A 12,089-nucleotide genomic window follows, 5' to 3' on the forward strand; every position below is an offset into this window, starting at 1 on the left:
TTTTATAAACACATCCAAGCTCGAACATGATCAACACCAATAGCAAACGTTTGCTACTGGTTAAAAAATTATCACCAGTCAATAAATTACTTATTAGCTAGTCATTTTGTACTGAAATTGTATTGCTAATTGTGAATGATAAGTGTAAAAAGCAAGGCGATATAATTATCCAAATAACAACTTTAGATTGGTGGGTAATTTTAGGATTTTACATATTATTAGCACAGAGGTTATGGAAGTGTTAAAACAAAAGAGTTTGCTAAACAACATTGGCGTGCAAGTCGTCATTGCAATGATCGTCGGTACTGCCGTTGGTGCCTTCATGGGTCACAGTGCAACTGTATTTGCGCCACTAGGTGCTATCTTTATCAACCTAATCAAAATGTTAGTGATCCCATTGGTCGCTGTTGCATTGATTTCAGGTGCGGCAGGTCTGGGCAACAGTCAATCTGCTGGTAAAGTGGGCTTAGTAACCCTAGGTTACTTCGGTCTAACATCAGCTCTGGCAGTAGCACTAGCTCTGTTTATGGGTGAAGTGTTCCAACCAGGCATGGGCATCGACGTTTCAGGCGTTGAAGGCATGTTCTCAGCAGAATACGCTTCAAAAGGTGAGCTACCTACTTTCTGGGCAACCATCACTGGTATGATCCCAACCAACGTTTTCCAATCACTTAATGAAGCAAACATCCTTCAGATCCTTGTGTTCTGTATGTTCTTCGGTATTGCGATTTCAAAGCAAGAAAAAGCACGCCGCGAACCAATCATCAATGGTGTTAACTGCATCGTTGACGCGATGGTTTGGATGATCAACATCGTTACAACACTTCTTACGCCACACAGAAACTCAAATAACCTAATGTTTTAATTACAATTCCAAAAGCAATCTAAATGTTTTTGGAATTGTAATTAAAAAAATTCAACAAACACAACATCTAATCACAGAGGTATGGAAACGTGTCTGATAAAAAAAATCTGATGGGCAATATTGGCTTTCAAGTCGTTATTGCAATGATCGTTGGTACTGCCGTTGGTGCTCTAATGGGCGAATCGGCTGCAATGTTTGCTCCACTTGGTGCAATCTTTATTAACCTAATCAAAATGTTGGTTATTCCACTGGTTGCTGTTGCACTAATTTCTGGAGCGGCGGGGCTTGGAAATAGTACTAACGCAGGTAAAGTTGGCGTCTCAACGCTTGCTTTCTTCGGTCTAACATCTGCACTTGCAGTTGCCCTCGCATTAGTAATGGGTGAAGTATTTAAGCCGGGCATAGGGATTGATGTATCTGGCGTCGAAGGTATGTTTTCTGCAGAATATGCTTCAAAAGGCGATCTCCCTTCTTTCTGGGCAACCATTACTGGTATGATCCCTACTAACGTTTTTCAATCACTAAACGAAGCAAACATCCTTCAAATCCTTGTATTCTGCATGTTCTTTGGTGTGGCTCTATCTAAACAGCCAAAAGAGAGACGTGACCCATTAATCAACGGAGTCAATACTATCGTTGACAGCATGGTTTACATGATCAACTGTGTAATGATTATAGCTCCAATCGGCGTATTTGGTCTGATGGCAGAGGCTGTAGGAACATTCGGTTTTGGCGCTCTTATGGTCGTGTTCAAGTTGTTCGTTGTTTACGTTGCAGCGATCTTAATCTTCGGTTTCATTGTTTACCCGCTAATGGTTCAAATCTTCACGAAAACATCAGCGAAAAAGTTCCTCGTAGCGATGAAGAAGCCACAAGCAGTTGCCCTTTCTACAGCTTCATCAATGGCAACTCTTCCTGTAACTATGGATACTTGTGAAAACGAACTTGGTGTAAAAAACTCTACCGCCTCTTTTGTTCTACCATTAGGTGCGACTATCAATATGTCTGGCAATGCAATTTACTACGGTTTGGTTGCTATCTTCTTCGCACAGCTATTCAATATCGACCTATCTATGGGCGCTTACATTGCAATTATCCTAACCTCGACTCTTGGTGCGGTTGGTCAAGCAGGTGTTCCTGGTCCTTCTTTCCTTGTTGTAGCTGTTCTTCTTGCTGCTGGTATTCCAATCGAAGGTCTGCCACTACTGTTTGCTCTTGACCGTATCTTCGACATGATTCGTACTGCTCTAAACATCACTGGTGATGCTGCTTGCGCAGTTATCATTGACGCAATTGCAAAAGAAGAAGCACAAGAAGAGTTTAAACAACAAAAAGCCTAAGTTTACTGCCTTTTCAAAGCCACACTTCGTGTGGCTTTTTTTCATTTCCAAAAAACGATTTTTGAAAATCACATAATAAAAAGAAAGCAACAAACACTACTTCCCTTCACACAGAGTCTAAGAACTTATCCTCAATTGAGGTTTGTAGTAACTCTGATATTCCTCTCGCACCAGAATACAGCATCGCTACAGCAAATCGAGCACGAGTTATAGCTACATATAATCGGTTAAAAGAAATATAAGTTAAATAGTGTTTGCTATTTGTATTTACATCGACTTCTGTTGGAGGAAGTCTTCCTTTATCCGCTCCAACAATTACAACTGCATCAAACTCTAACCCACCGACATAATCAATACCAGATATAATATACTTTCCCCCTTTTTGGGCATCATTTACCTTTTGAATATCACCACGATTCTTGATAATTTCAAAAGGCTTATTGATTTCCATTGCCAATTTCTCGATATCTTTACAGAGAGAATCTGTCGTAGGAATAATTACAATATTCGACCTGCTACACTCTAATTTTTTGTGTAATAAATCTACCTCATCAAAAGCTGACATTAATAAATCTTTATCATTTGGGATAGATTTAATGTAAGGAGCTACGCATTTCTTTTCTTCTTCCATTGTAAAGCTGCCACTTGAACGACTTAATGGATTTTCAAAATCAGTAAATAATCCAGCACCACTTGATAGTATGTGATTTGCTAAATCAATGATTTCAGGGCTACACCTAAATATCGTATTAAAGCCCTCCGTTTCAATTTCACCATTATCATTAATATTTAAAGCATCTCTAACCTCACCTGATGACAGTGTTGAATCACCCAAAGCTTGGCTTCTATCAATAGTAAATACTATATTAGTTGTAGAATCTGGCTTCGTTAAGAAATGAAATAGACACAATTCATTCATATTGAAAAGATGTGTTTCATCAATATAAATAGCATCGACACCTTCAACAATTCTTCTTCTTCTCCAGATAGGTGTTTCCAGTTCCCCGATAGCTGTCAATACGATATCATCACTATCAAATTGTCCTAACGATATTAGGCGTTCATTATACTTATTATATAATGCATAAATGCAGTCAAAATCTTCATCTTTTTTAATAGGGATCAAGTATTTTGAACGAGATATTTTCCTATATCGCTCTAAGCTCTCTCCCGCTCGACCTTTAATATATGTAGAAATCTCAGATTGTAAAAGTTCAGCAATAGACCAATGTTCATCATTATCAAGAAAATTATATAATTCTCTTGATATCATTTTTGAGAATGATTTTAGCTCATTCGACTTAAAACTTTCAACTATCTCATATAGATATAATAACTGCGTTTCTTTAGAGTCTCTTGCATCTTTATCTAAGTATTCAGTCTCTTGAATTTTATTTCCTAATAACTCTATACACCACTCTTGCAATGTTGTTATTCGTACATAGTGGTTTTTTTCTACTTCTGGGTCATAAATTAGATCTTCTGAATTATTTGCTCGAAATATTGATTTTATGTTGTTTTTTGTTTCAGAGCTGTGTGTGATAAAAATCAGTTTTTTATCTTGTGATAGATTTTTATAATGATTTAATGTCTTAATACATCGAAGAATAAGGCTCAGTGTTTTACCTGTACCAGCAGCGCCATCTAACCTTGCAGGACCAAGAGAGCTACTATTAATGAAAATCTTTTGATTTTCAGTAAGGTAGCCCTCAATACCATTAAAGCCAATAAAAGCGCTCACTTCATTATCTGGCATTTCAAGAGACATAGAAGAAAAAGAATCATCTTTGGATGGTCCTTTTTCTGATTCTCTCTGGTTAACATCTTTATAAGATTCAACTGCTTTTTTATAGTTAGTTGTAAGATGATTTGTATTTAACTCAAACTGATCATTGCCAGAACCAAATATCAAAAAATGCTGGCTATTTCTTCTATCTTGTCTCTTTTGGTCTGGTCTCTTGTCTAAAGCAACTTTATAATATCCCGTTCTAAAAGAAAATGGAGTAAGAATGACAAACCTATTATCAATAGCACGTTCCAATGAGCTGAGTCCCATACCTTCCCATAACTTTATCACTAATCGACAAGACTTTTGGAATAAAGTTATACAGTTTCGGTCATTGTTCTCTGAAAAACCATGAAACTCTGTTATGTCAAATACTAATGTTTTATTCTTATCGAACCTATCAGTTCTAATAAGCCAGCCTTCTGAAACTTCTTCAACAAAAACATCTTTATTTTCGAAAGGAACACCTTCTTTAAGTAGACCAATAAGATCTTTCCCTTTTTTGTAGTCAACACTTTGATAATCTTTAATCTTAACTATTTCTTTCGCTGCATTTATATCAATTGCAATAAATTTAATCATATTAGTTACCAATCATATCCTTGATCATGTTTTTATCTGGATCATCAATACCGATTCTTGTAAAAACATTAGAAAATTTCTGTAAAATGTGCTCTATATAAGGTGATTTTATCTTACCCACCGTAAATGATAACTTTTCATTATCATTGAGATAATTTACATTTTTTAGATTAATCCCATTACGAAGGTTTACCGCATAATCTGATTTTAAGTGGTAAACGTCTCTTAGTTTAATAACATGAGGTCCATCATTAGTAATATCATCAACAAAGTAATAGCCTAATAAATTTTGTGAAATAAGATCATCTAATATAGATTCACAGGCTGAACTGAAAATTTTCGATGACGTGATTAACGATTTTATTTCATTAACTCCAATATCACCAGATAATAAATTATTCAGCTTATAAAAATCTTCAATTTTATTATGAAAGCTCGTTCTTTGTTTATTACTACCGGCATCTGAGAAACTATCTTTCAGTTTTTCTAAGTCGTAAGTATCTAATAGTAACTCACTGCCTCCAATATTAATAAATGCCGAAACCAAACTATTATATACACTTTTTTTAATTTTATTATGTAATAGTAAAGGAAATTCCTGAACAAGCCAGTTGTCAAAAGACACAAGTGGAAGATAACTATATACTGGCGCTTTGTTTTGAGAAATATCACATCTTGCAGTGATGATTAAACCGTAATTTATTTTGTCATTATAATCTTCTACAAGTGCTCCATAGAACACACTACCTTGGGTTAGCTCACTATTGAGACCTTCACGAAAAAAACTACGCTTGTCTGCCAACTTTAATTTCCTACAATGAAATTGTATAACCTTACCATAAGCAATGTTACTGTAAGCTATTGAATAGCACATATGTGACTAAGCGCACATACATTACAAACAACAAGATGTTCAAGTTTTGTACGTTACAAAACTTCTTTAGCATAGGAAAAGACCGTAATTGATTGATATTTAAATACAAAGCATCTTACTTTTGTTTGCTAAACTTTTGTTGCAACTATCATCTGGCTAATTTTTATTCACTGCAATGATCAACAAAGTGATGATCATCGCACCTATCGGCGTATTTGGTCTGATGGCAGAAGCGGTAGGTACGTTTGGTTTTGGTGCCCTAATGGTGGTGTTCAAACTGTTCGTCGTTTACGTCGCTGCAATCCTAGTATTTGGTTTCGTGGTTTACCCAGCAATGGTACACATCTTCACTAAAACATCAGCGAAGAAGTTCGTATCTGCAATGAAGAAACCACAAGCGGTTGCACTGTCTACAGCATCTTCAATGGCAACATTGCCAGTGACGATGGATACGTGTGAAAAAGAGCTAGGCGTTAAGAACTCGACGGCATCGTTTGTTCTGCCTCTTGGCGCGACCATCAACATGTCAGGTAACGCGATTTACTACGGTCTAGTGGCAATATTCTTTGCTCAGCTGTTCAACATTGACCTAGGCATGGGCGCTTACATCGCGATCATCGTAACTTCTACACTAGGTGCGGTAGGCCAAGCTGGTGTCCCTGGCCCTTCATTCCTAGTTGTAGCTGTACTGCTTGCTGCTGGTATTCCAATCGAAGGTCTACCACTATTGTTCGCTCTTGACCGTATCTTCGATATGATTCGTACGGCACTAAACATCACCGGTGACGCAGCATGTGCTGTTATCGTTGATGCGCTAGTGGAAGAAGAAGCAGAACAAGTAGAGCTTCAAAAACAAGAAGCGTAATTACCTACTTTATTTTGTATTTAATTGAAACCGGGATTCGTCCCGGTTTTTTATCGCCTTAATTCTTCGCCTCCTCTCACAATATGGCAAAAGAGTCCTAGCCATATGCCTCTTCTTACTATGAAACCTGTTTTAATACGATTAGTATATTCAGCATAAGAGTCGATATAGAACAAGACCTTAAGCAACTGCTTTTTAGAATGTGCGTTAGACACAACTAGCAGTATGCTCAATCAATTCGACACAAACATAATGATAAGGGTGGTTTGGCAAACACCTGATTGAAACGTCAAACGAGGCTAGGATGGCGCAATACTCGACTGAAGTAGAGTCGAGCCTAGAATTTCATCTTGATTCAAGAGTCAAAAAAGAAAGAGCTTTTGAAGCATTTATTAGGCTTGAAACTATTCAAGGCAAACACCTAATTGAAGAGGTTTGTCGAAAACGTATTTCTGATACAAGAAAAATAGACCCATCGCTAGAAAGCGGTAATTTGCTCAAAATAATCACCTCCAATGCATATGAGAAAGCATGCCTTTCGAGTTCACTTGGAAGTATAGCCATTGAGCTCGAAGCGCTAGAAAGCACAATTCACCAACACTACCCATCGTGGCTCGATTTTTGGTGTGATTATCTCATCTATAAGCTTCGCAAGAGTTACCAAGGGTATTGCTGTCCAGAGCAAGCTCCAACTTACGCTTACATGCCACGAGTCGATGGGTATTACAAATCCGAACTCGTAAACGTCTCCAGCAATACCGAGTTAGTTTTCACACCATATTGCAGCCAACCGATGAGACTTGCTGATGCCATACTAATGAGCAATTTACAAACCCTTGTCCGCAAAGAGCAATGGTATGAGATTTTGTTGGACTTGGAGTTATCCCAAAATGAGACACATTTTGTATTAACTGCCCCGAGCATCGATTCAGAACATAGGCATCTTATATCAAGCGCTCGAATTCAGTGCGGGAAATCACTTTCTGGATGGTTGTTCTTTTCTCATTACTTCAATAACCCTTTGTGGCATTCTGAAAACTCTAATGAATTGGGGCAGCTTCTTGTTCAACAAAAAGTGACCTCTGAAGCAACGAATTCTGATGCTTCCTTACAACATCAATTACATCACCACACACTGAACAAAAATGCCATTTGCGAAATAATAAGACTGGCAATTTCTGCCCCACGTTCACTTGGGCTGTATTTCTTGTACCTTAGCCAAAAACGTTTAGCTGAAGTGCTAGATGAGAATCAGTTCTGCACGGCTTTCATCATTACGCAAAATCCGGCCATGCTCTATTTTTATCAATCGATGTCGCAGAAAAGCTACACAAATTTGGCATTTTTCAGTTCCGGTACAGAGCAAATCAATAAAGGTATGTGGTATTTGCCCAATGTACGGAGAGACTTCGAGACAACGGACTTTCGAAGCTATAAAACAAAAGTCCTAGCAGAAAAGCGGAGTCAAAATTGATATGGATATTTTGAATCTCTTTGACGTAATGACGTATCCAAAAGCAATAACACTGGTCGTGACTGCTGGCTTTGTATTGGCATGGATCGGATACTTCATCAACTCATTAGTTCGTAAGCACTATGATTTTAAATCTGGGTATTATCTCTATTACATCGGCTACTCCTTCAGTTTGTGCATGTGGATATTAACCAATGTGTATTTTCATACCGAACTGCCATTGCAACTCGAAAAAACATTATCGATTGGCTTAGCTGTACTATCGAATTTATTTGCTTACTCTGCATTCGCATTTGCTTATACGTTTTCGTGTTTACTGAGTGCTGGCGTATCAAAACCAGAGCTAAAGTTAACCCAAAAGATAGTACTCTTAGCCTTTAGTGCAGTAGCTATTACAATAAACCTTGTCCCGGACCTTACCGTCATTGATGTTACTTTTACTGCACCGAGTGAATTTACAATTCAGTTTGGTCAACTAACTAGCCTGTTTTTCACTCTCGTTTTTGTATTGATCATCTTAACTTTAAAAAACCTGTTCTTTATTAAAGGAAGTAAATTTAAGCTTATTAAAGTCCGTTCTAACTATATGATTGCCGGGATTGTCATTTTTATGCTATCGACGCTTACAATCCAGGTTGGAATGACATTTTTCCTTAATGACTTTTCACTAACTTGGCTTCCACCAGCCCTGTCTATCAGTGAAATGCTCTTTGTTGGATACGCATTGCTTACATCACGATTTTACAGCGCAAGATATTTAACATATATAGTGATAACGGCGGTACTAACAGCAGTAATGTACTCTATTCCTTTCGTTGCGCTGTATATCCCATTATCTGAAAATCACCAGTTAATTGCCGCTGCTTTTATCTGTTTATTTATTGGTATCACTTGGCAATCGGTATTCAAACAAGTAAGTCGTTACACTTCATTCCTTATCTACGGAGAGGTTCTGACACCCGTTCAACAAATTCTTTCTCTAGAGAGTGCGTTTAAAGACTCAATCGATGACGCAATGCACCAATTAGCTTTTTTACTGAATATATCGAGTGAGAAGCTTCGACTCGTGACCAGCAGTTACAACGATACGGTTTATGAAAACTATTTGCCGAATAGTAAATCAGCGCTGGTTTTTGATGAATTAGTGGAAAGATTAGAGCAATCCTATTCAACGGAACGTGAACTCAAACAACTCCATGAAAAGATGAGCTCAAATAAGACTGCACTCGTATTGCCACTTTTTGGGAAAGGAAAGTCAGTTACTCACTTACTTATCTCTCCTCATAAGATCGATAATGCCCTCTTTTCCAATGAAGAAATCTCTGCACTACAAACACTTCTAAACCGGGTTCAATCTACTATCGAAGCCGATAGAAAGATCAAGCAGAGTCGGGCTCTAGCCAATTCAATTGCTCATGAAATGCGAAATCCTTTAGCGCAAGTTCAGCTCCAGTTTGAAAAGCTAAAGCAGCATATTGAAAAAAAATCTGACGAGTCAGAGACTTTGCATGATATCGAAAAAGGACAAAGCGCAATTCTGCGAGGTCGACAGCTTATTGATATTATTCTGCGAGAAGTCAGTGATACCTCTCAAGAACATGAGCCAAACTCACAGATCTCCATTCAGGCTGCAGTGCAGCAAGCCGTGCAGCGCTATGGCTTTGAAAATGCAGAAGCAAGTCAGCGTATCCACTTATCTACCAGCAATGATTTTATTGCTAATCTAAACGAAACGTTGTTTAGCTTTGTCATCTTCAATCTATTGCGAAATGCGATTTACTACTTTGATTCCTACCCTCACAGTCAAATTGAGATTCAATTTGAGACTGGTCAGTATGAAAACGTACTCGTCTTTCGTGATTCAGGGCCAGGCATCGACGAAAACATTCTACATCGAGTATTTGAAGATTTTTTCAGCCATCAGAAAAGTGGTGGTAGCGGGCTTGGACTTGGTTACTGTCAACGAGTTATGCGCTCATTTGGCGGTCGTATTGAGTGTCAGTCGGTCATGGGCCAGTATACTGAGTTCTATCTTTATTTCCCCGCTTTACCCAATGCTAAAGCTCCTCTTGATAACAAGCCAAGTAAGCTGCAGCCATTGTCACCTCAGCCTAATAAGGCTACGGAAAAAAGTGAAGGCCTCCACTTTGGTAACAGCAAAATCAATGCCCCTACTATTCTCATTGTCGATGATAAAGAAGTACAACGAGCATTAGTACAGATGTATCTTGATAAACTTCAGGTTAACACTATTCAAGCCAATAACGGGGAAACTGCAGTCAATATATTTAAATCAAATCATATTGACTTAGTGTTGATGGATGTACAGATGCCAATAATGAATGGATTTGAAGCAAGCAGAAAAATCAAAGAGTTATCTCCAAACACTCCTATTATTGCCTTATCCGGAGAGTCCGGGACTCGTGAACTCGAACTCATCCAAGAACTGATGGACGATCGCCTTTCCAAGCCAACAACTATTGCTGCACTCAACAATATTCTTGATCGATGGCTCAATAATCAGCATACAAGAGAAAGACAAACAGCAGAAATATAAAACATGGCACTTGTTATGCACCATCGTCAGCAATAGGAACATTTCGGTACCGATTCAACGCTAAATCACCGGTACTGTTAGGAGGCTATATGCTAATGCAGAGACACACATACTACGGCTTGATTCATCACGGTATTAAAGCGTTGTTGCTGGATCGAATCGGACACTTTACTGAAGACGAATATCATCAATATTTGTCTATCATGACAGGGAAATCAACCTGCTTTACCATGTCCGAAGAAGAGCTTGAAATGACGGTCCATAACTTACTGCAAGAAGGCTATTTAGAAGACGTGAAATCCTTGGTCTCTCAATACCAAAACGTTGCCTAGAAATGTCCGAAAAGTTGCCGCTAGTAAGTGGCAATTTTTGTATCTAAGCCCCCTCAACTATTCACATTGCGCGAGATTCCGCTAGACTGTCTCCAACTCAACAACTCGGTTTTTCCGCAATATGAAGCAAATTATTGATTTTATTCCCCTCATTGTCTTCTTTGCCCTGTACAAGATGTACGATATATACGTTGCAACTGGGGCGCTTATTGTTGCAACCGCCATTCAAATTGTGTTGACCTTCGCTTTATACAAAAAAGTAGAGAAGATGCAGCTAATTACCTTCGCCATGGTGGCAATCTTCGGTGGCATGACCATATTTCTCCACGACGAAAATTTCATTAAATGGAAAGTCACCATCGTATATATGATATTTGCTATTGGCCTTGCGGTTAGCCACGCGATGGGTAAGTCGGCAATCAAGGGCATGCTAGGTAAGGAGATCTCCCTACCAGAATCGGTTTGGACTAAGATCAACTGGGCTTGGGTTGGCTTCTTCTCACTTTGTGCGGGCTTAAACGTATATGTTGCTTTTGAGCTACCATTAGATGTGTGGGTAAACTTCAAAGTCTTTGGCTTATTGATCGCCACGTTTGCGTACATGATCGCGACCGGTTTTTATATCTACAAACACATGCCAAAAGAGCAGAAAGAAAAAAACTCATCCGATGTATCGGTTGATGATTAAAAGCTCAGTTTTGCTATAATCCACGCACATTGATTATTCACAGCGACCCTTGGGTCGCTGTTTTGTTGTTTGCTCCATTTTTTTGCATATTAGAAATATTAGGATGTCATCATGAGTGAAGAAGGTCATTCACCTAAAGGGCAATTACTGCTTCGTACTTTGGCAATGCCAGCCGACACCAATGCCAACGGCGATATCTTTGGCGGTTGGATCATGTCTCAACTGGATTTAGCGGGCGCAATCTTGGCTAAAGAAATCTCTTCAGGCCGCGTTGTTACCGTTTCAGTTTCCAGCATCACCTTTAAAAAACCTGTTAGTGTTGGAGATGTTGTTTGTTGCTATGGCGTATGCAGTAAGATTGGCCGTACTTCAATGAGCGTTGATTTAGAGGTTTGGGTGAAACCGGTCAAAGTAGATGGTGTAGAAGACCGTTTCATGGTTTGCGATGCAACATTCAACTACGTAGCCATCGATAGCCAAGGTAAGCCACGCCCTATTCAAAAGTAGGGTCTGTTGACCTTTTGCGGTTAAATTTTGTTCGAAATAAAAGCGTTTTAATCGCGGCGAGAGGTTTGTAGCCTAGCTATTCTAAGCAAAATCCTCTCAACAAAGAGTAAAACGCTTTTAGCCGAACCCTTTGGGCAGCGTTTGTGGCTCCTTTCTACTGCGTTATCGGCTTATCAGGTAGGGCAACTACATTTCAAAGCCTCTGCCTTGTATAAAGAA

At 38.7% G+C, this 12,089-nt stretch carries 8 protein-coding genes and 2 pseudogenes; 8 read left to right on the forward strand and 2 right to left on the reverse strand.

Going from position 1 to position 12,089, the window contains the following annotated elements; translation table 11 throughout:
* Window positions 1-232 precede the first annotated feature (232 nt).
* Window positions 233-817 (forward strand): annotated as a pseudogene (locus tag ACTS60_RS12525) (dicarboxylate/amino acid:cation symporter); the annotation flags it as partial.
* A 137-nt stretch (window positions 818-954) separates the two neighbouring features.
* Complete coding sequence (locus ACTS60_RS12530; protein ID WP_440888499.1) at window positions 955-2,205, forward strand: dicarboxylate/amino acid:cation symporter; 1,251 nt, start codon at window positions 955-957, stop codon at window positions 2,203-2,205.
* Window positions 2,206-2,311: 106 nt separating this feature from the next.
* Here ACTS60_RS12530 and ACTS60_RS12535 read toward each other — a convergent pair whose 3' ends face one another.
* Both ACTS60_RS12535 and ACTS60_RS12540 read right to left on the reverse strand, forming a co-directional pair.
* Complete coding sequence (locus ACTS60_RS12535; RefSeq protein ID WP_440888500.1) at window positions 2,312-4,573, reverse strand: UvrD-helicase domain-containing protein; 2,262 nt, start codon at window positions 4,571-4,573, stop codon at window positions 2,312-2,314.
* 1 nt (window position 4,574) lies between these two features.
* Window positions 4,575-5,375 carry a hypothetical protein gene (locus ACTS60_RS12540; RefSeq protein WP_440888501.1) on the reverse strand — a complete coding sequence of 267 codons (801 nt, stop codon included), beginning with the start codon at window positions 5,373-5,375 and terminating at the stop codon, window positions 4,575-4,577.
* 247 nt (window positions 5,376-5,622) lie between these two features.
* Here ACTS60_RS12540 and ACTS60_RS12545 point away from each other — a divergent pair.
* The 6 genes and pseudogenes from ACTS60_RS12545 to yciA all read left to right on the forward strand — a co-directional run.
* Window positions 5,623-6,312 (forward strand): annotated as a pseudogene (locus ACTS60_RS12545) (dicarboxylate/amino acid:cation symporter); the annotation flags it as partial.
* A 304-nt stretch (window positions 6,313-6,616) separates the two neighbouring features.
* On the forward strand, window positions 6,617-7,786 hold the full coding sequence (locus ACTS60_RS12550) for an acyl-homoserine-lactone synthase (RefSeq protein WP_440888502.1): 1,170 nt from the start codon (window positions 6,617-6,619) through the stop codon (window positions 7,784-7,786).
* Window position 7,787: 1 nt separating this feature from the next.
* Window positions 7,788-10,343, forward strand: a complete 2,556-nt coding sequence (locus tag ACTS60_RS12555) for a hybrid sensor histidine kinase/response regulator (protein ID WP_440888503.1) — start codon at window positions 7,788-7,790, stop codon at window positions 10,341-10,343.
* Window positions 10,344-10,432: 89 nt separating this feature from the next.
* Window positions 10,433-10,675, forward strand: coding sequence for a hypothetical protein (locus ACTS60_RS12560; RefSeq protein WP_440888504.1), 243 nt, complete (start codon window positions 10,433-10,435; stop codon window positions 10,673-10,675).
* Window positions 10,676-10,796: 121 nt separating this feature from the next.
* Window positions 10,797-11,363 carry a septation protein A gene (locus ACTS60_RS12565; RefSeq protein ID WP_440888505.1) on the forward strand — a complete coding sequence of 189 codons (567 nt, stop codon included), beginning with the start codon at window positions 10,797-10,799 and terminating at the stop codon, window positions 11,361-11,363.
* A gap of 111 nt (window positions 11,364-11,474) precedes the next feature.
* Complete coding sequence (gene yciA / locus ACTS60_RS12570; RefSeq protein WP_440888506.1) at window positions 11,475-11,870, forward strand: acyl-CoA thioester hydrolase YciA; 396 nt, start codon at window positions 11,475-11,477, stop codon at window positions 11,868-11,870.
* Window positions 11,871-12,089: the final 219 nt, after the last annotated feature.

The organism is Vibrio sp. WZ-1 (genome assembly GCF_052037695.1).
Taxonomy (GTDB): Bacteria; Pseudomonadota; Gammaproteobacteria; order Enterobacterales; family Vibrionaceae; genus Vibrio.

Coding starts and splice junctions, on each gene's coding strand:
- yciA (WP_440888506.1), top strand. CDS start 11,475: ATGAGTGAAGAAGGTCATTCACCTAAAGGGCAATTACTGCTTCGTACT.
- ACTS60_RS12565 (WP_440888505.1), top strand. CDS start 10,797: ATGAAGCAAATTATTGATTTTATTCCCCTCATTGTCTTCTTTGCCCTG.
- ACTS60_RS12555 (WP_440888503.1), top strand. CDS start 7,788: ATGGATATTTTGAATCTCTTTGACGTAATGACGTATCCAAAAGCAATA.
- ACTS60_RS12560 (WP_440888504.1), top strand. CDS start 10,433: ATGCTAATGCAGAGACACACATACTACGGCTTGATTCATCACGGTATT.
- ACTS60_RS12550 (WP_440888502.1), top strand. CDS start 6,617: ATGGCGCAATACTCGACTGAAGTAGAGTCGAGCCTAGAATTTCATCTT.
- ACTS60_RS12535 (WP_440888500.1), bottom strand. CDS start 4,573: ATGATTAAATTTATTGCAATTGATATAAATGCAGCGAAAGAAATAGTT.